General features: G+C 70.2%; 10 protein-coding genes and 1 pseudogene. 4 read left to right on the top strand and 7 right to left on the bottom strand.

Going from position 1 to position 23,175, the window contains the following annotated elements:
• Positions 1–14: 14 nt before the first annotated feature.
• From H5J31_RS09170 to H5J31_RS09145, 6 genes are read right to left on the bottom strand one after another with little or no spacing between them, the layout of a single operon-like run.
• Entirely contained in the window at positions 15–884 is an 870-nt protein-coding gene (locus H5J31_RS09170) for an acyl-ACP desaturase (protein WP_207897758.1), read from the bottom strand.
• On the bottom strand, positions 881–1,750 hold the full coding sequence (locus tag H5J31_RS09165; RefSeq protein ID WP_181772049.1) for an SAM-dependent methyltransferase: 870 nt from the start codon (positions 1,748–1,750) through the stop codon (positions 881–883). The genes H5J31_RS09170 and H5J31_RS09165 overlap by 4 nt, the downstream gene beginning before the upstream one ends.
• Complete coding sequence (locus tag H5J31_RS09160) at positions 1,747–2,022, bottom strand: acyl carrier protein (protein WP_181772048.1); 276 nt, start codon at positions 2,020–2,022, stop codon at positions 1,747–1,749. Before H5J31_RS09160 ends, H5J31_RS09165 begins: the two co-directional genes overlap by 4 nt.
• Complete coding sequence (locus H5J31_RS09155; protein ID WP_181772047.1) at positions 2,019–2,549, bottom strand: PaaI family thioesterase; 531 nt, start codon at positions 2,547–2,549, stop codon at positions 2,019–2,021. The genes H5J31_RS09160 and H5J31_RS09155 overlap by 4 nt, the downstream gene beginning before the upstream one ends.
• A complete protein-coding gene (locus tag H5J31_RS09150; protein ID WP_181772046.1) occupies positions 2,546–3,415 on the bottom strand; it encodes a ferritin-like domain-containing protein in 870 nt (289 codons plus the stop codon). The genes H5J31_RS09155 and H5J31_RS09150 overlap by 4 nt, the downstream gene beginning before the upstream one ends.
• The gene (locus tag H5J31_RS09145; protein WP_207897757.1) at positions 3,412–5,112 is read right to left on the bottom strand and encodes an AMP-binding protein; all 1,701 of its coding nucleotides are present in this window, start codon (positions 5,110–5,112) and stop codon (positions 3,412–3,414) included. The genes H5J31_RS09150 and H5J31_RS09145 overlap by 4 nt, the downstream gene beginning before the upstream one ends.
• A gap of 274 nt (positions 5,113–5,386) precedes the next feature.
• Here H5J31_RS09145 and H5J31_RS09140 point away from each other — a divergent pair, with 274 nt between their 5' ends.
• The 4 genes and pseudogenes from H5J31_RS09140 (at position 5,387) to H5J31_RS09125 (ending at position 22,317) form a co-directional block, all read left to right on the top strand.
• A complete protein-coding gene (locus H5J31_RS09140; RefSeq protein ID WP_181772045.1) occupies positions 5,387–12,181 on the top strand; it encodes a type I polyketide synthase in 6,795 nt (2,264 codons plus the stop codon).
• Positions 12,182–12,272: 91 nt separating this feature from the next.
• Positions 12,273–17,993, top strand: a pseudogene (locus tag H5J31_RS09135) (SDR family NAD(P)-dependent oxidoreductase); the annotation flags it as partial.
• Positions 17,994–18,505: 512 nt separating this feature from the next.
• Positions 18,506–21,469 (top strand): family 16 glycoside hydrolase, encoded by a 2,964-nt coding sequence (locus H5J31_RS09130; RefSeq protein WP_181772043.1) that lies wholly within the window; start codon positions 18,506–18,508, stop codon positions 21,467–21,469.
• A gap of 200 nt (positions 21,470–21,669) precedes the next feature.
• Positions 21,670–22,317: a class I SAM-dependent methyltransferase gene (locus H5J31_RS09125; protein ID WP_181772042.1), complete on the top strand. Its 648-nt coding sequence runs from the start codon at positions 21,670–21,672 to the stop codon at positions 22,315–22,317.
• Here H5J31_RS09125 and H5J31_RS39820 read toward each other — a convergent pair.
• On the bottom strand, positions 22,227–23,175 hold a 949-nt coding region (locus H5J31_RS39820; protein ID WP_181772041.1), incomplete at its 5' end, for an MFS transporter. The genes H5J31_RS09125 and H5J31_RS39820 overlap by 91 nt on opposite strands.

Here is a 23,175-nt window from a genome sequence, read left to right as displayed (position 1 = left end):
GGTGGGTGCAGGACTCAGATCGCGCGGATCCGGTGCACGAACTCGGTCAGGTCCACCGCCGCGGCCCGGCCGCCGGCCGTCGCGAAGTCGGTGACCAGGCGCACCAACGACTCGTACGCCTCGGTGTGGTCGTACGAGGTGGCGTCGGTGACCTTCATCGACCACCGCCAGTACCCGTTGAGGGTGTCGGCCAACGGCATCCGGAAGGTGGCCAGCACGTCCTTGAGGTCGTGCACCGTCGACTCCAGTCCGTGCCGGCGGACGTAGGCGCTGACCAGTTCGCTGTAGAACGCGAAGTGGCGTGCCTCGTCCCTGGCCAGCCGGTGCAGAAGGTCGCGCAGCACCGGCTCTTGGGCGACGGACTTGAACCGCTGATAGAACAGCTGCGTGGCCTTCTCCTGCACCAGGGTGTAGGTGAAGGCCTGCACCGGTGTCTCGTAGGGCAGCGCGAACTTCTTGCGCCCCTCCTCCGCCAGCTCCCACATCAGCGTGTCCGGATCGTTGATACCGGCTTCGATCTGGTACCTGGTCAGCACCGAGGCGTGCCGCTCCTCGTCGTTGGCCCAGGAGATCAGGAACCGGAAGTACTCCCGGTTGAAACAGAACTCCTCGATGGCCTGGTCCCCGCCGGACACCGGGAACGCCTGGAGAAAGTAGGTCAGGTAGCCGGGTATGTGGTCCTCGATGAAGGTGATGAACCTGACCACCGAGCGGTCGGTGTCGGTGAGTTCCTCCGGCCGCAACGAGGTCCACGGCAGATCGTCGACGGACCACTGCCTGGTTCCCGCCCGGCTGACGGCCTTGTTCGTCAGCTCGCGCATCCGCGCGGCTTCGATGGTCAGGTGTTCCGGTGGTGCCGCCGGCCCGGCGAAAGGGTCGTTCACGGTGCCTCCGCCGGCCCCATCCGGGATTTCAGCGCGGTGAGCGCGTAGTGCTTGGTGGTGTAACCCCAGCCCGCGTTGGCCGTCTGCAGGTACCGGATCAGCGGTTCACCCATTCCGGGCGCCACCTCCTCGACACGATCCAAGGCGGCCTGCGCACGTTCCTCCCACTGCTCGATGGTGCGGTGGTAGTGCGCGGTGAGGTCGGTGAGCCCGGTGAGGCTGAACCCGGCCGACTCGATCGCCGCCACGAGCGCGGAGACCGGCACCATGTCGGCGAACCCGAAGATGGACTCGGTGACGTGCACCGTGCCCGGTCGCCGGGAGAACTCCTGATAGGTCGCGTCGTCGCGGAAGCAGCTCTCGGACAGGTAAAGCGATCCGTTGCGCCGCAACAGACCGTGCACCTTGCGCAGCACCTGCGTCCGGTCCGGCATGTGCACGATCGAACCGAGCATGGTGACCGCGTCGAACTTCCCGGCCACCTCGAGCTCGCTGAACGAGCCGGACCGCAGGGTGACCAGGCCGGCGACACCGGCCTCCTCCGCCCGCTGCCTGATGTACTCGGCCTGCGGCCGGGACGGGGTCACCCCGGTGGCGTGGCAGCCGTATTCCTTTGCCATGAACAGGATCAGGCTGCCCCAGCCGCAGCCGATGTCGAGCAGCCGCTCGCCGCCGCGCAGTCCCAGCCGCCTCGCCACGAAGTGCAGCTTGTCCGTCTGCGCCTGGTCCAGGTCGGTGCCGGCGTCGGAGTAGAGCCCCGCGCTGTACTTCAACCGGCGGTCGAGGTAGATCTCGAACAGCTCGGCCGGCAACTCGTAGTGCTTGTTGGTCGCCTGGTAGGCCTCCTGCGGGGTCAGTGCGGTCATGACGCCGCCAGGTCCCCGTTGATGCTCTTCTCCACCAGCAATACCAGCTCGTCGACGGTCTTCACCGCGAAGATGGCCTCGTCTTCGAACTCCACGTCCCAGCGACGCTCCAATTTGGACACCACGCGCAGCATCTTCATGGAGTCGGCGCCGGGCAGCTCCCTGAGCACGTCGGTGCCGCCGATCTCGGTGGCGGGGATCTTCAGCTCGGTGGCGAGGTACTCGGTGGTGACCGAGACGATCTGCTCGCGGGTGAGGGACTCGCTGGTCATGACTCTCCGGTTTCGTGGTCGAAGTAGTGCTGGACGCGGCCGAACGCGGCCTCGTCCAGTCCCATCAGGTTCCTGGCCTGCTCCGAGCGGATCGGCTGGAAAGTGCCGCTGGCCATGACGTGCAGCTCGCCGTCGGGCCCGGCGATCTCGGCCTCGGTGTGCAGCACCCCGTTGCCCTGCCCGGTGATCCGTGCCGTGGTCAGGTACGGCAGACCGACCCGCAGCGGCAGCAGCATCCTGCTGCGCAGGGTCACCGAGAACGCGAGCATCCCGTGCACCAGCGCCAAGGTGTCGCCCATCACCTCGTCGAGCAGCACGTGCACGATGCCGCCGTGCACGATCCCCGGGTAGGAGGCGTAGTCCGCGGAGAACACCGTTTCGGTCACGTAGTCCCCATCGGGCAGCCGCCGCATCTTCAGCTTGAGCCCGACCGGGTTACGCGGGGAGCAGCCGAAGCAGTTGAACGACGGTTCGGCGTGCCAGGGGAACTCCACCTCCTCACCGGTGGTGTGCGCGGCAGTGCTCATACCGCGGCCTCGGCCTTGATCGACTCCTCGGCGATGGCGCGCCGGACGTCGGCCATCTTGGTCAGCTTGTAGCCGGTGAGCACGGAGAAGTACTTGAACAACTGCTCGCAGCACTTGGCCCATTCGCTGCCGTCCTCGTCGACCTCGGCGAAGTAGGCGAACATCTCGTCGATGGTCTCGTGGTTCGCCAGCTCGGGCAGGTTGCCCTTGAACCGGCTGACCGGGTGGCGGTAGAGGTCGCGGGTGGTGCCCATGTAGATGTACAAGGTCTCCACCACCGACGCGCACTCCTCGGGCCGGGCGGCCAGTTGCTGGGCGGTGTAGTGCACGAACTCGCGCGCGTGCCGCGCTTCGTCGCCACTGGCCTTGCGCAGGATCGCGGCGAGCACCGGCTCCTTCATGCTGCGGGCGACGCATTTGTAGGCGTGGGTGGCGAGCACCTCGCAGATGACGTTGGTGGCCAGGGTGGCCGCCTTGGTCACGCCGGGCGGGTACGCCTCGCGCATCGAGGCGATCGTGCGGTGTTCGATGCTGTGCCCGGCCAGCTGCAGCCAGGTCGAGAAGGCCAGGTGGTGCTGGATCTCCTGGTAACCCCAGATACAGGTGAACTGGGAGAAGTCGTAATCCGTGCCGAACTCGTTGAGCAGGCCGTGGGTCGCGGCGACCACATTGGACTCCCCGACGATCGCGCCCTTGGCGAACACGATGTGCTCCGGCAGCACCAGGTCCGGCCGGAACTCGTCCCACGGGATGTGGTGCAGTTCCCAGGTCGCGTGCTGGTAGCCCGCGAAGATCCGGGCGCTGTGCATCTGCTCGTCGGCGAGCAGCGGAACCCCGGCAGGCGAGGTCGTCGTCTTGCTGTTCACACCCGTTCTCCTTGGTCGGCGCCGGCGGGGGCCGGGAACATGCCTTCGGTCTCGCCCGAGGTGACGCGCTGTGCGGCCAGCACCCGTTGCCATTTGCCGCTGGTGGTTCGGGGGATCCACCTCGGCTTGACCGCGTAGACCTCCACTTGGGCCAGGTCGAGTTCGGCGGCGACCCGCCTGCGTACCTCCTCGCGCACCGCGGCGGGGTCCTCCCCCGTTTCCACGATCACCCCGATCCGCTCGCCGCCGTCGGCGCCCGTGTCGGAGAAGGCGACGCAGCGACGGCGGTAGACCCCGGGTACCTCGCGGGCGACGGTCTCGACGTCGTCCGGGAAGAAGTTCTGGCCGTGCACCACGACCATCTCCTTGCGCCGCCCGGTGACGTACAGCTCGCCGTCGAGCTGGAAGCCGAGGTCCCCGGTGCGCAACCAGCCGCGGTCGAACACGGCGGCGGTCGCGTCAGGGTTGCGGAAGTAGCCGGTGGTCACCGACTCGCCGCGGATCTGGATCTCCCCGAGTCCGCCGTCCGCGACCACCGAGCCGTCCTCGCGTACGACGCGCAGGTCGACGCCGTGCACCGGCCGGCCCACCGACACCACCGGCTTGGCCGCCGGCGCGGTTTCCGCCACCGGGCGCACGACGCCGGTCCTGGCCAGCTCGTTGCGGTCCACCGCGCGGAGGTTCGCGGTGGCACCGGGATCGGGGAAGCTGATCGACAGGGTGGCCTCGGCCATGCCGTACACCGGGTACATCACCGAGGCGTCCACCCCGCTGGGCGCCAGTGCCTCGGTGAACCGCCGCACGGTGGCGGCGCTGACCGGTTCGGCGCCGTTGAACGCCAGGCGCCAGCGGGACAGGTCCACTGCGGCCAGCTGCTCGGCCGACACGTTGTCCAGCAGGTAGTCGTAGGAGAAATTGGGGCCGGTCAACACCGTGCCGCCGTGCGTGGCGAAGTGCTCCAGCACCTTGCCCGGCCGCCGCAGGAACGTGGTCGGGGCGAAGACGTGCACGTCGGCACCGTTGAGCAAGTGCGACTGAAGGCCGATCAAGCCCATGTCGTGGAAGGTCGGCACCCACTGCACGAACACGTCGTCGGGGCTGAAAGCACCGGAGACCACGCAGGCCCGCAGCCCGGCCATGGTCGTGCGGTGCGGCAGCATCACTCCTTTGGGCAGGCTCGTGCTGCCCGATGTGAACTGCACGATCGCCAGCGCGTCAGGGTCGACGGTGGGCAGGGCACGTTTCTCGCCGGTGCCGCCGGGCGCGGGCGGAAGCACCAGGTTCACCTCGGTGCCCAGTGCGCCGAGCGCGCTGCCGAGGTCCGCGTGGTCGGCGTCGAGCACGATGTGGCGCATCCCCGCGGCCGCGGTGATACGGGCCAGCCGGCGAGCGGTGCCGTGCACGTCCCCGAACCCGGCCTGGACCGGCAGCACGCTGATGGCGGCACCCGCGCGCCAGAGCCCGTAGATCGTGGTGAGGAACCGTGCGGCGGCGGGCACCAGCACGCCCACCACGTCCCCGGGCCGTACTCCGGAGCGCAGGAACTCGTGCGCGGCGGCGGTGGCGGCCAGGTCCAGCTCGGCAGCGGTTATCTCGTCGCCGGCGGTGGGGAATCTCGCGCGGGAGCCCGGGGTGGCTTCAGCCAGCCGCGTGAGGCTTTCCTCCAGGGTGCTCCCGTCCAGCAGAGCAGGTCGCATGGGATTTCCCTCAGTGGCAATTGATGGATTCGCAAGTTCGGCTCGGATTCCGTTTACCAATGCCACACCGTAACCCCGCTCAGCGGCGATTCATAGAGTCGACCCGCGAGATTAGGGGTCCACTGAATAAGACCCCTAATCTCGATAACCGCCCCCTATCGCAAAAGGATGATCTTGACAGGATTTACGCAAGATGACTACGGTCAGCGAACCCCGCATTCCGTAAAAGGCGCCTCTTGAGCATGTGCCGGTATTCTTTTGGACGGGCGGTTTCATGCAGTTCGACGACACCACGAATCCCTCCTCGGTCGCGTTGATCGGTTTGTCGCGCGGTCCGTTGTCCGTCCCGCCCGCCATGGTGGCGCGACAGGCACTGGAGAATGCCGGTATCGCCCCGGAATCGCTGACGGAGGTGGCGGCGGGCGTGTTCGCCACGACGCAGGCCGAAGCGGTCGCGTCCGAGCTCGGCTTACTGGGCCCCGTGGTGACGGCGGAAATCCAGCCCGCGGCCATACTGCACCTTTGCCTCCAGAGTATTCACATAGGTGAATCGGAGCTCGCCATAGCCGGGGTGGTTTCGCCGGGCGAGTCCGCGTTTCTGGTGCTGAAACCGATTACCTCCGCAATTGCGGACGAGGATCCGATCCATTGTGTGTTCGACGGTAGTGCCCTGGGCAGGGGCCCCGTCGTGCGGCTGGCGTGCGAGCGAGCCGGGGTGGACCCGGGCGAGGTCGAGCCGGCCAATGAAGACGACGCGGTGTCAACCCTGTTCGAGCTGTCCGCCTTGCTCGGTCGCGGACAGGAACGCCGGATGCCTCTGGTGCTCGGCTCCGCCGACGCCGCCGGGACCGCCTGCGCGCTGGTGCTGTCCGCACCGCCCCTCCGGACGCGGCCGCCCGAGCGCCGCGCGGTGCCGGTCTTGCCGCTGATGCTGTCGGCCGACAGCGCCGAGGAACTGCGCGGTAAGGCGGAGACCCTGCGCGCCCACCTGGACGGGCCCACGGCGCCGGACCTGCTCGACACCGCACACACGCTGGCACTGGCGCGGTCACACCGGTCGCACCGGGGCGTCGTGCTGGGCGAGGACCGGGCGGAACTCGTCTCGGGCCTGGCCGAACTGGCCGACGGCCGGGCCGGTGCGACCGAGGCCGGGACCGGGCGCAAAGTGGCGTTCATGTTCCCCGGCGAAGGCGGACAGCGGCCGGGGATGGGCCGCGAGCTGTATCCGATGTTCGACGTGTTCGCCGACGCGCTCGACGAGGTGTGCGCCCACCTGGACGCGGCGTCCACCTGGTCGGTGCGCGAGCTGCTGCTGGGTGACCACGGCACCGAGGTGGCGCCCGCCGACGAGGCGATGTACACCCAGGACGCCCTGTTCGCCCTGCAGGTGGCGCTGTTCCGGCAGTTCGAGCACTGGGGCGTTCACCCGGACTTCGTGGTCGGCCATTCGGTCGGGGAACTGGCCGCGGCCACCGCGGCCGGGGTGTACTCACTCCCGGACGTGTCCGCGCTGCTGGCCGAGCGGGTCCGGTTGTTCCGGGACAGGACACCGGTCGGTGGCGTCATGGTGGCCCTGCGGATCACCGAGGCCGAAGCACAGGAGTCGCTGATCGGGCTGGAGTCGCTGGCCGCGATCTCCGCGGTCAACTCACCCGGCTCGGTCGTCGTCTCCGGCGACCGCGACACCGTGCTGCGCTTGGCCGGGCTCTGGGCCGACCGTGGGCGCAAGGTCAAGCAGCTGCCGGTGGACCGGGCCTTCCACTCCCCGCATATGGCCGCGATGGCAGGCGAATTCGAGCAGTTCGCCCGTGGCCTGACCGCACACCCGCCCCGTATCCCGATCGTCCCGGTGCACACCGGGCTCGGGGCCGATCCCGGTGTGGTGTGCCTGCCCGAGTACTGGGGCGCCCAGGTGCGCGGCACCGGGCACTTCCTCAACTGCGTGACCAGCCTGGCCGCCGCCGGCGTGGACACCTACGTCGACATGAGCGCCAACGGGGTGCTCGCGGCGCTGGTCGAAGAGACCCTGCCCGGCGCGGCCACCGGCGACCTGCTCGTCACCGCCGCGCTGCGCGGCGGCCGGTCCGACCTGCGCGCGGTGCTGGGCACCCTTGGCGAACTGCATGGGCATGGGGTTCCGGTGGCCTGGCCGGAGGTGCTCGGCGGATGGGGTGGCCGCCGGGTGCACCTGCCCACCGAGGTGGCCGAACCCACCCGTGACGGCGCCACGGACCTGTCCCGGCTGATCCGGGCCGAGACCGAGTCGCTGATCGGCGGCGGTTACCGGCCGGACCGGACCTTTTTCGACCTGGGCATGGACTCGGTGAGCGCTGTCGAACTGGTCAACCGGCTGCGCAAGCGGACCGGGCTGAAGATCGCCACGACCGCTCTGTTCGACCACCCCACCCCGAACGAGCTGAGCGCGCACCTGAACGGCGGCGCGTCGAGGCCACCGGCCGTCGTGCGCCGCCGGGCGGGTTCGGACGAGCCGATCGCCATCGTCGGGATGAGCTGCCGCTTCCCCGGTGGTGTGCGGTCCCCCGAGGACCTGTGGCAGCTGCTCACCGCGGGCCGCGACGTCATCACGCCGATGCCCACCGACCGCGGCTGGGACCTGGAGACGCTCTACGACCCGCAGCGGCAGCGGCCAGGCACCAGCTATGTGCGCGAAGGCGGGTTCCTGCACGAGGCCGCCGAGTTCGACGCCGCGTTCTTCGGCATCGGCGGCCACGAGGCCCTGGAAATGGACCCTCAACAGCGATTGCTGCTCGAACTGTCCTGGGAGGCCTTCGAGCGGGCGGGCATCGACCCGGCCACGTTGCGAGGCAGCGACACCGGGGTCTACGCGGGTCTGTCCCACAGCGAGTACGGCGTCGGTCCCGGGCACGCCGGGGCCGCCGAGCGGCCGAGCCTGGCGATCGGGACCGTGTCCAGCGTGGCCTCCGGCCGGATCTCGTTCACCTTCGGTCTGCAGGGCCCCAACGTGTCGATCGACACGGCGTGCTCCTCTTCCCTGGTCGGCGTGCATCTGGCCGCCGCGGCGCTGCGCCGGGGTGAGTGCTCGCTCGCGCTGGCCGGAGCGGTGACCGTGCTGTCGTCGCCCTTGGTGTTCGTGGAGTTCAGCAGGCAGGGCGGGCTGGCGCCGGACGCGCGGGCGAAGCCGTTCGCCGAACACGCCGACGGCACGGCCTGGGCCGAAGGCGGCGGCATGTTCGCACTGGAGCGGTACTCCGACGCGCGCCGGAACGGCCATCCGGTGCTGGCGCTGATCACCGGGTCCGCGGTCAACTCCGACGGCGCCAGCAACGGGCTCACCGCGCCCAACGGTGCCGCTCAGCAGCAACTGCTGTCCGCCGCGCTCGCGGACGCCGGGCTGCGACCGTCCGATGTGGACGTCGTGGAGGCACACGGCACCGGGACGAAACTGGGCGACCCGATCGAGGCGGGCGCGCTGCTGGCGGCCTACGGCGCGCACCGGCCGCCGGACCGGCCGCTGCTGGTGGGCTCGGTGAAGTCCAACCTGGGCCACACCCAGGCCGCCGCCGGGGCCGCCGGAATGATCAAGATGGTGCTGGCCATGCGGCATCGCACGGTCCCGGCCACCATCAACGTCGCAGCGCCCAGCTCGCAGGTGGACTGGGCGGAGGGGCTGCACCTGGTCACCGAACCCACTCCGTGGCCGGACCAGGGACCGATCCGGCGGGCCGGTGTCTCCTCCTTCGGCATCGGCGGCACGAACGCCCACGTGATCCTGCAACAGCCCCCGGCCGAACCGGACGGACCGGCGGCCCCGCCGAGCGAGCTTCCGCTGCTGTGGACCGTATCGGGCGGTTCGGAGACCGCGCTGCGCGCGCAGGCGGCCCGGCTGGCCGAGCACTGCGACACCGACCCCGGGTCCGATGCGCACGATCTGGGCTTCTCCTTGGCCACGACCCGTTCCGCGCTGGCCCACCGGGCCGTGCTCACCGGCGGCGACCGCGAACAGCTCGGCCGCGCGCTGGTCGCGCTGGCCGCCGACAGAACCGATCCCGGTCTCACCACGGGGGTGGTGGCCGAGGGCGGTCTGGCCTTCCTGTTCGCCGGGCAGGGCAGTCAGCGCGCGGGCATGGGCCGTCTGCTGCATGAGCGGTACCCGGTGTTCGCCACGGCCTTCGACGAGGTTTGCGCGGCGTTGCGGCCGCGAGTACGGGCCGCCGTATTCGGTACGGACCAGGAGACCCTGAACCGGACGGAGTTCGCGCAGAGCGGGTTGTTCGCGTTCGAGGTCGCGCTGTTCCGCTTGCTGGAGAGCTGGGGCATCCGTCCGGACCTGCTGCTGGGGCACTCCGTCGGTGAACTGGCCGCGGCCCACGTGGCCGGGGTGCTGTCGCTGCCGGACGCCTGCCTGCTGGTCGCGGCGCGAGGTTCGCTCATGCAGGCGTTGCCACCGCACGGTGCGATGTACGCGGTGGCGGCCTCGGCGGACGAGATCGAGCACCTGCCACCGGAGGTTTCGCTGGCGGCGGTCAACGGCCCGCGTTCAGTGGTGCTCTCGGGAGCCGACGACGCCGTCACCGCGGTGGCCCAGACCTTCCGCGCACGAGGGCGCAGGACCACACGCCTGCGTGTCAGTCACGCGTTCCACTCCGAGCTGATGGTCCCGATGCTCGACGAATTCCTCTCCGTGGCGAGGGATCTGAGCTATCGACCGCCCCGGATCCCGATCGTGTCCGGCTTGACCGGCCAGATGGCCACCGAAGAACAGCTGCGCTCTCCGGAGTACTGGGCGGACCACGTGCGTCGCACGGTCAGGTTCGCCGACGGGGTGCGGACCCTCCACGACCGAGGGATGAGCACGTTCCTGGAGCTGGGGCCGGGGACCACACTGACCGAGATGGCCACGGACTGCCTCGGTGAAGCCGTGGACACGGCCGTGTTCCCCGGTCTGCGGGACGAGGACGTACTCGCCGCCGTGGCGGCGCTGCACGTGCGGGGACACGGGCCGGACTGGTCGAGGTGGTACGCGGGCAGCGGGGCGCGGCGGGTGGACCTGCCGACGTACACCTTCCAGCGTAAGAGGTTCTGGCTGCTGCCGGAGGCACCGTCGGAATCCCGCTCGCCACAGCCGGATTCGGCGTTCTGGGAAGCCGTGGCGAGCGAAGACCTTCAGCGTCTCGGCGACCTGCTGGGCACCGGCGCCGAGCCGAAGGTCACCGAACTGCTGCCCGCGATGGCGCGGTGGCGGCGTGACCACGACCGGTCCGCCGAGTTGGACCGGTTGCGGTACCGCATCTCCTGGCAGCCTGTGGCGAGCCAAGTCGCCCGCAAGCGGAACTGGGTCGTGGTGCACGCCGCGGACCTGCCCGTCCCGGAACCCGTCCGCGCGGCGCTCGGGGCCGTGGTGCGCGGCGTCAGCGCCGATGCCGGCCGTGCGGAGATCGCCGAGCTGCTCGCACCCGTCCGGGACGGCGAACCGGTCGACGGAGTGCTGTCGCTGCTGGCACTGGACGAACGACCGCATCCTGTCGTCGCCGGGGTGCCCGCCGGGCTCGCCTCGACCACGGCACTCATCCAGGCCATGGGGGACCTCGAATTCGACGTGCCGTTGTGGTGCGTGACCCAGTCGGCGGTCTCCACCGGGCACGGTGATCGCCTCGGCTCCCCGGTACAGGCGATGGTGTGGGGCCTCGGCCGGGTCGCGGCCCTGGAACACCCGGGGCGGTGGGGCGGACTGGTGGATCTTCCGTCCACAGTGGACCCTGCCACGGTCGAACAGCTGGCCGGAGTGCTCTCGGCGACGGAGGATCAGGTCGCCGTACGCTCCTCGGGCGTCTTCGCCCGGCGCCTGCTGCACGCACCCGCCGGCCCCCGCGCGAAGGCGACACCGCGCCGCTGGCCACGTCACGGCACCACCCTGATCACCGGCGCTTTCGGCGCGCTGGGAAGGAAACTGGCGCGCTGGCTCGCCGCCGAGGGCGTGGAACGGCTGCTGCTGACCGGCAGGCATGTCGACGATCCCGAGTTCCTCGCCGAGCTGAGCGTGCTCGGTGCCGAGGTCGTGGCGGTCGCGTGCGACGTGGCCGACCGCCAGGCCATGGCCGGGCTGCTCGCGGCGATCCCGGCGGACCGGCCCCTGACGGGAGTCGCGCATACGGCCGGGGTCCTCGACGACGGTGTGCTCGACGCGCTGGACCCGCGGCGACTGGCCGTGGCCCTGCACGCCAAGGTCGAAGGTGCCCGCAACCTCCACGAGCTGACCAGCGGGCTGGAGGCGTTCGTGCTGTTCTCCTCCGCCACGGGCGCGGTAGGCAACGCCGGCCAGGCCAACTACGCCGCGGCCAACACCTATCTCGACGCGCTGGCCGACCAACGGCGTGCCGACGGGCTCACCGCCACCTCGCTCGCCTGGGGACCGTGGGGCGCCGGCGGGATGGCCGTGGAGGGGGCGGACGCGCGGGCCGTGGGCACCAGGCTGCGGCGCAACGGCATGACCGTACTCGACCCGGACCTCGGCATCGCCGCACTGGCCACGGCGTTCGGTCGCGAGGAGTCAGGCCTGGTGATCGCCGATGTGGACTGGGACCGGTTCCTCTCGGTCTTCGCCACCACCCGGCACAGCCCACTGCTCGCGGAGCTGCCGGAAGCGCGCCAGAGCAAAGCCGTCGAGCGGCAACCGGAGGCGTCCACACTCGTGGAGCGCTTGGCCGGGATGTCCCAGTCCGAGCGCGTCCGGGTACTGCGCGAACTGGTGAGCCGGCAGGTCGCCACGATCCTCGGGCACGACTCGGCTACCCAGGTTCTGCCGAGCAAACCCTTCCACGAGCAGGGGCTCAGCTCCTTGGGTGTGATCGAGCTGCGCAACCAGCTGAGCACGCGAACGGGGTTACGGGTGCCCGCCACCGCCGTATTCGACCATTCGACGCCCACCGCACTGGCCGGGTATCTGAACACCGAGCTCACGCCGAGCGCGCCACCGGCACCATCCCGGCCCGAACCGGTGGCCGAGCCCGCGGCCACCGACCTCGACGACGTGCTCGGCCGGGCCGAACGGGAAATCTCCTTGGCGGCGGAGGGTCTCCTCGATGGCTGACGACAGCAAGGTTCTCGACACCCTGCACCGCCTGACCACGGCGCTGCGGGACACCAGGGAACGCCTGCGGTCGGCCGAGGCCGGTACCCGTGAACCGATCGCCATCGTGGGGCTGGGTTGCCGGTTTCCCGGCGGGGCGAACGATCCGGACGCGCTCTGGCGGCTGATCGACGGCGGACGAGACGCCACCACCTCGTTTCCCGCCGACCGTGGCTGGCCGCGCGGGCTCACCGGCGCCGGCGGGTTCCTGGCCGACGCGGCCTGGTTCGACGCCGGGTTCTTCGGTATCGGCCCGCACGAGGCACTGTCCATGGACCCGCAGCAGCGGCTGATGCTGGAGATCTCCTGGGAATCGCTGGAACGGGCCGGGATCGACCCGGCCACCCTGCGTGGCTCCCGGACCGGGGTGTTCACCGGGACCAGCGACCAGGACTACCGACGGCTGATCGGGGCGAACGCCGACGAATACGCCGACCACCTGGCGACCGCCACCGCGGCGAGCGTGCTGTCCGGGCGCGTCGCCTACCTGCTCGGGCTGGAAGGGCCGTCGGTCTCGATCGACACCGCGTGCTCGTCTTCGCTGGTGGCCCTGCACCAGGCGGTGCGGTCACTGCGCGCCAGGGAATGCGACCTCGCACTGGCAGGCGGCGTGGTGGTGATGTCCACGCCCGGCGTGTTCAGTGCCTTCCAGCATCAGGGCGCGCTCGCGGCGGACGGCCGGTGCAAGGCGTTCGCCGACACCGCCGACGGGGTCGGCTGGGGTGAGGGCGCGGGCGTGGTGGTCGTGGAACGGCTCACCGACGCCCTCGCACACGGCCACCCGGTGCTCGCCGTGGTGCGGGGCAGCGCGGTCAACTCCGACGGCGCCTCCAACGGGTTGACCGCGCCCAACGGACTCGCACAGCAGCGGGTGATCCGCGACGCCCTGGCCGACGCGGGGCTGCGCGGCCAGGACGTGGACACCGTCGAAGCGCACGGAACGGGTACCCGGCTCGGCGATCCGATCGAGGCATCCGCTCTGCAGGCCGCGTACGGCCGCGACCGGGACACCCCGCTGACCCTCGGCTCGATCAAGTCCAACATCGGGCACACCCAGGCCGCCGCCGGGGTCGCCGGGGTGCTCAAGGTCGTGCTCGCACTGCGCAACCGGACCCTGCCCAAGACGCTGCATGTGGACCGCGCGACGACCCAAGTGGACTGGCGCGGGGGCGGGGTCGAGCTGCTCACCGAGAGCCGCCCCTGGCCGACGGCCGACGGCCGTCCCCGGCGCGCGGCCGTGTCCTCCTTCGGTATCAGCGGCACCAACGCGCACGTGATCATCGAAGAGGCTCCGCCGCGGGCAGCGGCCGGAACCTCCGCCGCGGAGCAGTTGCCATGGGTGCTTTCGGCGCGCACCGAATCCGCTTTGCGGGCAAGGGCCGGGCAGCTGCGGTCGCATGTGGACGGCAGAGACCCGGTGGCGGTGTCACACGCGCTGGTCACCTCGCGCAGCACGTTCGACCGGCGTGCCGTGGTGCTCGACGCCGATCCGCGAACGGCGCTGACCGCGTTGAACCGGGGCACCGCGGTACCGGGCCTGGTGACGGGCACGGCCGACCTGACCGGGAAGGTGGTGTTCGTCTTCCCCGGCCAAGGCGGCCAGTGGGCAGGTATGGCCGGGGACCTGCTGGACACCTCGCCGGTGTTCAGGGAGCACGTCGAGCGCTGCGCTCGCGCGCTGGCACCGCACCTCGACTGGGACCTGTCGGCGGTGCTGCGGCAGCAGCCGGACGCGCCGTCACTGGACCGGGTGGACGTGGTGCAGCCCGCGTTGTTCGCGGTGATGGTCTCCCTGACCGCGCTCTGGCGCTCCGCCGGAATCGAACCGGACGCGGTGGTGGGGCACAGTCAGGGCGAGATCGCCGCCGCGCACGTCGCGGGTGCGCTGTCGCTGGAGGACGCCGCGCTGGTGGTGGCGCGGCGGGCGAAAGCGCTGACCACGCTGTCCGGCCGCGGCGGTATGGCCTCGGTGGAGCTGCCCGCCGATCGGCTGCGGCCCGGGTTGGACGAGCGGCTGGCGATCGCCACGGTGAACGGACCGGAGTCCTCGGTGGTCGCCGGGGACGTCGAGGCACTCGACCGGCTGCTGTCGGACCTGGCCGGCTCCGGGGTCCAGGTGCGGCGGCTCGCGGTCGACTACGCGTCCCACTCCCCTCAGGTCGAGTCTGTCCGCGACCGGGTTCTCACCGAGCTGGCCCCGATCTCACCCCGGCCCACCGGCATCCCGTTCCACTCCGCCGTGACCGCGACCGTGCTCGCCGGCCCTGAACTGGACGCCGGGTACTGGTACCGCAACCTGCGGATGCCGGTGCGCTTCGAGGAGGCCGTCGCCGGGCTTCCGGTACCGGAGCACACTTTCTTCGTCGAGGTCAGCCCGCACCCCGTACTCGTCCACTCGGTGCTGGCGGCCGTCGGCGACCGGGCCGTGGTCACCGGGACGCTGCGCCGCGGCGAGAACGGCCGCGACACCTTCCCCGCCGCACTCGCCGAACTCCACGTCCGCGGTCTTCGCCCGAAGTGGACCGCGTTGGCGGGCCAGGAGGCTCCCGGTTTCACCGAGCTGCCGACCTATCCGTTCGAGCGCAAACGGTTCTGGGTCACGCCGGGAGAGACGCGCGAGGGTGGGCACCCTGTCCTGGACACACCGGTCGAGCTGGCAGGCACCGACGAACTGGTGCTGACCGGCCGCCTGTCGGTGACTTCGTCGCCATGGCTGGCCGATCACCGCGTACTGGACGAGGTGGTCCTGCCCGGCACCGCCTGGCTGGAGTTCGCCTTGCGTGCCGGGGCGGCCGCGCACTGCCCCACGGTCGAGGAATTGACCCTGGAACGGCCGCTGGTGGTGCCGGACGACGCGACGGTCACCGTCCAGCTGCGGGTAGGCGCGCCCGACGGCACCGGACGGCGCGGCCTGGGGCTGCACGCCAAAGTGGACGGTGGCGGTTGGGTGCACCACGGCGGCGGGACGCTGAGCCCTGAACGGATCGAACCGGCCGCGATCGGCCAGTGGCCACCCGCGGGCGCGGAACCGGTTGCGCACCAAGGTGTTTACCCTGCCATGGTCGAGCGAGGGCTGCGCTACGGCCCCACGTTCCAAGGGTTGCGCGCGGTTTGGCGGCGTGACAAGGAAGTCTTCGCCGAAGTGGACTGCCCGGTGGACGAGCGAGGGGTCGTGATCCACCCGGCGACGCTGGACTCCGCCCTGCACGCCCTCGGGTTCGCCGGTTCGGCACCGGCGACGGACGGACCGGTGTTGCCGTTCGTCTGGGCCGGGGTGAGCGCGCACGCCACCGAGCCGGCGATTCTGCGCGTACGGCTCCAGGGTTCGGCGGACGACTCGGTCCGGTTGAGCGTGACCGATGGAGCGGGCGCACCGGTGCTGTCGGTGGATTCGCTGGTGCTGCGCCCGGCCACCTCACACCGTGACGCCCCACGGGACGCACTGTTCCGGAGCAAGTGGGTCGAGGTGAGCGCCGCGGTCAGCACGGCGTCGGACCACGTCGTCACCGTCGGATCCGAGACCGGACAGTTCCCGGACTTCCCTGACCTGGACGCGCTCGAAAGCGCGGTCCACGGCGGCCTGCCCGTGCCGGGAGCGGTGCTCATCGCCGGTACCGGTGGTTCGATTCGGGAGTCGGCGCATCGCGCGCTGACGCTGGCTCAATGGTGGGCGATGCGTCCGGAGTTCGCCGCGTCCAGGCTGGTGTTCCTCACCTCGGGCGCCGTTGCGGCCGGGGCCGGCGACGACGTCAGCGACCTGGCGGCCGCGGGCGTCACCGGTCTGGTGCGCTCCGCCCAGACCGAGGAGCCCGGCCGGTTCGTGCTGCTGGACGCCGACGAGATCACCCCGTTGACGGTCTCGGCCGCGTTGGCCACCGATGAGCCCGAGCTCGCCCTGCGCGGCGGCCGGGTGCTGGCGCGCAGGCTGGTGCGGGTCGTCCCACCCGCCCCGGCACGGTTCGCCGGTGCCGAGGACGTGGTGCTGATCACCGGCGGCACCGGCACCCTCGGCGGGCTGCTCGCCCGGCATCTGGTCACCGCGCACGGGGTGCGGCGGCTCGTCCTGCTCAGCCGTGGTGGGCGCGCACCGGAACTGGTGGCCGAACTCGCCGAGCTCGGTGCCACCGCGACCGCGGTCGCCTGCGACGTGACCGACCGGGCGCGACTGGCCCGCGTGGTCGCCGACCACCGGCCGACGATCGTGGTGCACGCGGCCGGGGCACTGGACGACGGCGTGGTGCTGACCATGACCGGGGACCGACTGGACGCCGTCATGCGGCCGAAAGCGGAGGCGGCCATCGCCCTGCACGAGCTGACGAAAGAGCTGCCACTCAAGGCGTTCGTGCTGTTCTCCTCCGCCGCCGCTACCGCGGGCAGCGCGGGCCAGTCGAACTACGCCGCGGCCAACGCCGTACTCGACGGGCTGGCGCACCACCGCCGAAGCCGGGGCCTGCCGGCGATCTCGCTCGCGTGGGGCCTGTGGGCCGAGCGCAGCGAACTGACCAGCCACCTCGGTGCGTCGGCCGACATGCTCTCCACCAAGGAGGCGCTCGCGCTGTTCGACGCCGCGGTGTCCCTCACCGACCCGGTGCTGGTGCCCGCCCGCCTCACGCTGGACGACGCCGAGGACCGGCCCCTGCTACGGGAACTCAAGGACCGGCCGGACACCCCGGACCGGCCGCGTCCGCTGCTCGACCTGCTCAGCGGACCGGACCGGGAGCAGGCGCTCCTCGACCTGGTGCTGGCCAAGGTCGCGCTGGCCCTCGGTCACGCCGATACCGCGGAACTCGACCGGCACGCCGGGTTTCTGGAGATGGGGGTGGACTCGCTGGCCGCGGTCCGCATCCGCAACCACCTGGCCGAGGCGCTGGGACGTCGGCTGCGGGCGACCGTCACCTTCGACCACCCGACCCCGGCGGCGCTGGCCAGGTTCCTGGCGGAGCTGCTGGACAAGGACGAGGACGATGTGGTCCTGGAGAAGGACCGGGAAGACTTCCGGCAGCGGCTCGTGCGCACCAGGGCCTCGGGCTGGGAGAGGACACGCACCTTTTTCGGCTCGTTGGAGCAGTTGCCGCACCCGCCTCGGCCGGTCCGGCTGGCCAGTGGCTCCGGGCAACCGGTGCTGGTGTGCGTCCCCTCCGTCACCGGCCAGGCCGATCCGGTGCAGTATTCGCGGCTGGCCAGGGCCTTCCAAGGCGAACGGGAGGTCTGGTCGCTCCGGCACCCGGGATACCGCGGCGACGAGGCACTGCCCAGGACCCGGGATCTGGTGCTGGCGGCACACGCCGCCAGCCTGCGTGCCGAGCTGGGAGACCGGCCTTTCGTCCTGACCGGTTTGTCCTCCGGTGGGCTCGTCGCCCACCTGCTCGCACAGCACCTGCACGAACAGGGCACACCGCCGGCCGGGGTGGTGGTGCTGGACAGTTATTTCCCCAGCGAGTACGAGCGGCTGGTCCGTCTGCTGCCGGGTCTCGGTGACGAAATGCAGCTCCGGCTGGCCGACCCGAACCATGCGGTGCCCGCCGACGACGGCTGGATCACCGCGATGCTGCACTACGGGACCTTCGACTGGACACCGGCCTACCTGCCGATCCCGGTGCTGTTCGTGCGCGCGGGCGACCCGGTGCAGGACTGGCCTCCTGACTGGGAACCGGTGTGGCCCTTCGAGCACACCGCCGCCGTCACCCGGGGCAACCACTTCACCATGATGGAGGAGCACGCCCCGCATACGGCGTCGCTGATGAGCGACTGGATGCGCGGCACCTTCGGCTGACGCCGGGTTCGGGCGGCCGCTGCAACCAGCCCTCCCCGGTGTGCGGATAGGCGATCTCGCCAACCCCACCGGGTGTTCTCTTGCGCTGCAACTTCCCGGTTTGCTCCTCCATCTTCGCGAATTATCCCATTTTCGACGCCAAACGCGATACGCGATACCTGTTTCGCGTCTTGCCAACGCGTAACTTAAGTCAGAGCGAGGCACCGTGATAATGCCCCTTATGACTGAGCATGCCGAAAATGGGCACCTTGAGGGGTGATCGCCGGGGTCCGGAGAGACCGGGAGGATCGAGATCGTCGCTCAGCGGCGATCTGAGAGCGTTTTGCCTGGTCGGATCCGGAGTGAAAAGAAGGAGGCTCGTGCGAGCACTCCCTCAATCGACCAAAACCGAACACTTTCGCAAAATTCCAACCAACTTTCGTTGACCTCGTGCAAAAGGTCTCGGTAGCTTGATGTGACGCGGTGGTCGCGCAGCGGAGCGTGGAACCGTGTCCCTGCCGAGGAGGAAGCCCATGCGGCTGCCCGTCGCCCTGCTCACCCTTGTCCTGGCCGTCGGGTTCCCCGCCCCGGCCTTCGCGCGGCCCGACATTCCCCCGCAGGAACCGGGGGTCACGATGCGCGTGTTCGACGTGCAGGTCCCCTTGGACAGGTACTGCACGCTCAAGCCCAGCCAGACTCCCAACGTCGACAAGCTCATGCCGGCGATCGACTGGTCCACCAGTGAGCATTTCGGGTTCGCCGACCGGTTCGTCACCGAGGTCACCGGCTATCTCAAGATCGGTGCCGCCGGCACGTACGACTTCCGGCTCACCAGCGACGACGGCGCGAGGCTGCTCGTCGGCGGTACTCAGGTCATCGACCATGGCGGCAAGCACGGGGCGACACCGAAGGACGGCTCGATCCAGTTGGGCGCGGGCGATCACACGCTGCGCATCGACCATTTCGACGCGGACTTCGACCAGCGGCTCAAACTCGAGTGGAAACCGCCGGGTGCGAGCGAATTCGTCCTCGTGCCGACCTCCGCGTTGAGCACGGACGCCGACGTCACCCGGGTCACCTCCCCCGGCCGCAAGCTGTGCGAGGGCGTCGACGAGTCCCCCGGCGACGGCCTGCCGTTGACCGGTGTGCACCCGAACTACACGCTGACCGACTTGCGCCCCAAGGGTTTCGAGCCGCAGGTGACCGGGATGGACTGGTTGCCCGACGGCAGGCTCGCCGTCTCGACGTGGGGCGGCGGCCGGGAGACCGTGCTCGGCGAGGTGTATCTGATCGACGGCGTCACGGGCGCGACCGATCCGTCCCGGGTGACCACCAAGAAGATCGCCAGTGGTCTCCAGGAACCGATGGGTCTCAAGTACGTCGACGGCACCATCTACGTCTCGGAGAAGCATCAGCTGACCGCGCTCGTCGACAAGACCGGTGACGAGGTCGCGGACGAGCATCGCCGGATCGCGACCTGGCCGTTCGGCGGCAACTACCACGAGTTCGCGTTCGGACTGCTTTACCGGGACGGGTATTTCTACGTCACCACGGGTATCGCGATGATCCCCGGCGGCGCGACCGCCGATCCGCAGCCCGTGGCCAACCGGGGCTCGACCCTCAAGATCCACAAGGCGACCGGCACGGTGTCCTATATGGCCGGTGGGCTGCGGACGCCGAACGGCCTCGGCTGGGGTCCGGACGGCGACGTGTTCGTCACCGACAACCAGGGCGCCTACGTGCCGACGTCGAAGCTGGTGCGTATCAAGCAGGGCCGGTTCTTCAACCACCACACCAATCCCGACGGCCCGTATGACGACCGGCCGGTGACCGAACCCGTGCTGTGGCTGCCGCACGGCGAGATCTCGAACTCGCCGAGCAATCCCCTGATCCTGCCGAACGGTGTGTTCGCCGGGCAGATGGTCTTCGGCGACGTGACCTACGGCGGGCTGCAGCGCGCGTACCTGGAGAAGGTCGGCGGCGAATACCAGGGCGCGGTGTTCAGGATGACGCAGGGCCTGGAGTCCGGTGTGAGCCGGATCAGCTTGGGCCCGGACGGTTCGATCTACACCGGCGGCATCGGCTGGCAGGGCAACTGGGGCCAGGAGGGCAAGCTCAAGTACGGCCTGCAGAAGCTGTCCGCCACCGGCAAGGACGCGTTCGACATGTTCGCGATGCGGGCGATCGACGGTGGATTCGAGGTCGAGTACACCCAGCCGCTGTCCGACGAGACGGCGCGGAATCTGGCGTCGAAGTATAAGGCCGCGCAGTGGCGGTATGTGGCGACGCCGCAGTACGGGGGCCCGAAGGTGGACGAGGAGACCTTGAAGGTGTCTTCGGCGGCGTTGTCCCCGGACCGCAAGAAGGTGACGCTGAAGGTGGACGGCCTGAAGCCGGGCCGCGTGGTGCACCTGCACTCCCCTCGCCCGTTCGCCGCGGCGTCCGGCGCGGAGCTGTGGAGCACGGAGGCGTGGTACACGATGAACACGCTGCCGAACGGTTCGGTGCGGCCGCCGGAGTACGAGGCGGAATCCGCCAAACTGGCGGGCGGGACCGGGTTCAACACCGACCACACTGGTTTCTCGGGTTCCGGGTTCGTCGACCGCAACTGGGAGCCTGGCTCCAGCACCACCTTCGCGATCGACGTCGCGAAGGGAGGCAGGCACGACATCGCCCTGCGGTACGCGAACGGGCCGAATCCCAGTCCGGAACCCGTGTCGAAGTCGATGAGCCTGTACGTCAACGGGACGAAGCAGAAGCAGATCTGGCTCGCCGCCACCGGTGCTTGGAACCAGTGGGCGAACCAGGTCGAGACCGCGATGCTGCGCCCCGGCGCGAACACGATCGCGTTCGTCTACGAGGCCGCGGACACCGGGCATGTGAACCTCGACAAGCTCACCGTCACCCCGTCCCGGCGCACGGTCCTGTTCGACGGGAAGAACCTCGACGCTTGGGAGTCGGCCAACGGCGGTCCGGCGACCTGGCCGGTGGCCGGCGGTTCGATGGAGTCGCTGGGCGGGGACATCCGCACGAAGGAGAAGTTCGGCGATTTCCGGCTGCACGCTGAGTGGTACCAGCCGCGATATCCGCCGGAGCAGACCGGACAGACTCGCGGGAACAGCGGGGTCTATCTCCAGGAGCGCTACGAGATCCAGGTCCTGGAGTCCTTCGGCGTCACCGCGCCGAAGACGGACGACGCCGGCGCGATCTACACGAAGAAGGCCCCGGACGTGAACGCGGCGCGCGCTTCCGGCCAGTGGCAGACCTACGACATCGTGTTCCGGGCGGCGCGGTTCGACGGCAACGGCACCAAGATCGCGAACGCGCGCGTGAGCCTGTGGTGGAACGGGAAGCTGGTGCACGACGACGTGGCGATCGACGGCAAGACCGGGAACGGCCGAGCGGAGGACCCGTCACCGGGGCAGATCCGGTTGCAGGACCACGGTGATCCCGGGGCCAACCCGAGGTTCCGCAACGTCTGGGTCGAGCGGATCTAGCGGCCCGACGCCCTGGCTTCCGGCGCTTGTTCCGAGTCCGTGAAGGCCTCCTTGAGGGACCCTGGGTCCCTCAAGGAGGCCTTCACGGACTTGCCACTAGCCCACTGCTCACGCTCCAGCGTGTGCTGTTTTGGCAAGATACTTTGCCATCCTGCCTTTTCGTCGTCACCATCGCGGGGGACGAACGGAGAGAACGACCGATGACGCACGGTTTCGACAAGCAGTACTGGGAAGAGCATTGGCTGCGGACCGAGGCTGGAGGCAGCCCGCCGAATCCGTACCTCGCCCGCGAGATCGGCGAGCTCGCGCCGGGTAGCGCGTTGGACGCGGGATGCGGCGAGGGCGCCGAGGCGATCTGGCTCGCCTCACGCGGGTGGCGGGTGACCGCCGCCGACATCTCGTCCGCGGTTCTGTCGCGTGCGGCCGAGCGGGCGGCGGCGATCGAGGTACCCGGGAAGGTGGAGTGGGTCGAGGCGGATTTGGGCAGCTGGACCCCGGACGCCCGGTTCGACCTGGTCACGACCCACTACGCCCATCCGGCGATGCCGCAGCTGGAGTTCTACGACCGCCTTGCCGGCTGGGTGGCGCCGGGCGGAACATTGCTGATCGTGGGTCATCTCCATGGTCACGGTCACGGGCATCAGCCGCCGGACGAGGCGTCGGCGACCGCGGCGGCCGTCACGGCGCGGTTGGACGGGGCGGCCTGGGAGGTCGTCACCGCCGAGGAGCAGCACCGGACCCTGTCCGGTCGTCCCCTTCATGACGTCGTCGTTCGCGCGACCCGCCGGAGGACCGCGGGAACGATCGCGAGCGCGATGAGCCCGCCGAGCAGCGCGAGCGCTGGGTAGCCGATGCCCACCACGATGAAGCCCGACGACATTCCGCCGACCGCGCCGCCGATCGCGATGGCGACGTCGGCCGTCCCCTGGGTCTTCGCGCGGGTGGCGACGGGTGCGGCGTCGGTGATGATCGCGGTGCCGCTGACCATGCCGAAGTTCCAGCCCAGTCCGAGCAGGATGAGCGCCAGCGCGAGGAGTACGACCGAGTCCTCCGGTGCCGAAGCGGCGAGGACGGCCGCCACGGCCAGGGTGACGGCGGCCGCGACGGCGATCGCCCGGCGGCCGTAGCGGTCCACGAGGATTCCGGACAGTGGCGACGGCAGGAACATCGCGCCGACGTGGAGCGCGATGACCAGCCCGGCCGCACCGGTGCCGTGACCGTGCCCGAGCATGTGGATCGGGGTCATGGTCATGATCGCGATCATCACGATCTGAGTCAGGAGCATGACCAGGATCCCTTGCGGCACACCGAGACCGTGCTCGGACCCTGCTGCGACGGGGCGCGCCTGCCCGTCCGGCGGGAGGGTGCGGGCGAGCAGGAACGGGTCGGGGCGCAGCCAGACGACGAGGACGACGGCGGCCAGGGCGTAGGCGGCTCCGGAGACGAGGAAGAGTCCGGTCAGGGGCGGAAGTCCCAGTGCCGCGGCGAGGACTCCGGTCGGGGCGGTGAGGTTGGCTCCGGCCACGCCGCCGAGTGTCGTGGCGACCAGGACGGTGGACACCGCGCGGGCGCGACGTGCCGGGGTGGCGAGGTCCGCCCCGGCGTAGCGGGCTTGAAGGTTGGCCGCGGCTCCGGCGCCGTACAGGATCAGCGCGACGACCGTGAGGACCGTGTTGTCCAGGACGGCGCCGGCGATGATCCCGGCG

Source organism: Amycolatopsis pittospori (assembly GCF_013870525.1).
In the GTDB taxonomy this organism is placed as follows: Bacteria; Actinomycetota; Actinomycetes; order Mycobacteriales; family Pseudonocardiaceae; genus Amycolatopsis; species Amycolatopsis pittospori.
Note: the sequence above shows the minus strand (reverse complement) of the source record. Positions and strands in the feature narration are given on the sequence as shown.

What these genes read in the sequence shown, in the direction of transcription:
- H5J31_RS09165 (WP_181772049.1), bottom strand. Translation starts at nt 1,750, where the DNA reads ATGACCGCACTGACCCCGCAGGAGGCCTACCAGGCGACCAACAAGCAC.
- H5J31_RS09160 (WP_181772048.1), bottom strand. Translation starts at nt 2,022, where the DNA reads ATGACCAGCGAGTCCCTCACCCGCGAGCAGATCGTCTCGGTCACCACC.
- H5J31_RS09155 (WP_181772047.1), bottom strand. Translation starts at nt 2,549, where the DNA reads ATGAGCACTGCCGCGCACACCACCGGTGAGGAGGTGGAGTTCCCCTGG.
- H5J31_RS09145 (WP_207897757.1), bottom strand. Translation starts at nt 5,112, where the DNA reads ATGCGACCTGCTCTGCTGGACGGGAGCACCCTGGAGGAAAGCCTCACG.
- H5J31_RS09140 (WP_181772045.1), top strand. Translation starts at nt 5,387, where the DNA reads ATGCAGTTCGACGACACCACGAATCCCTCCTCGGTCGCGTTGATCGGT.
- H5J31_RS09130 (WP_181772043.1), top strand. Translation starts at nt 18,506, where the DNA reads ATGCGGCTGCCCGTCGCCCTGCTCACCCTTGTCCTGGCCGTCGGGTTC.
- H5J31_RS09125 (WP_181772042.1), top strand. Translation starts at nt 21,670, where the DNA reads ATGACGCACGGTTTCGACAAGCAGTACTGGGAAGAGCATTGGCTGCGG.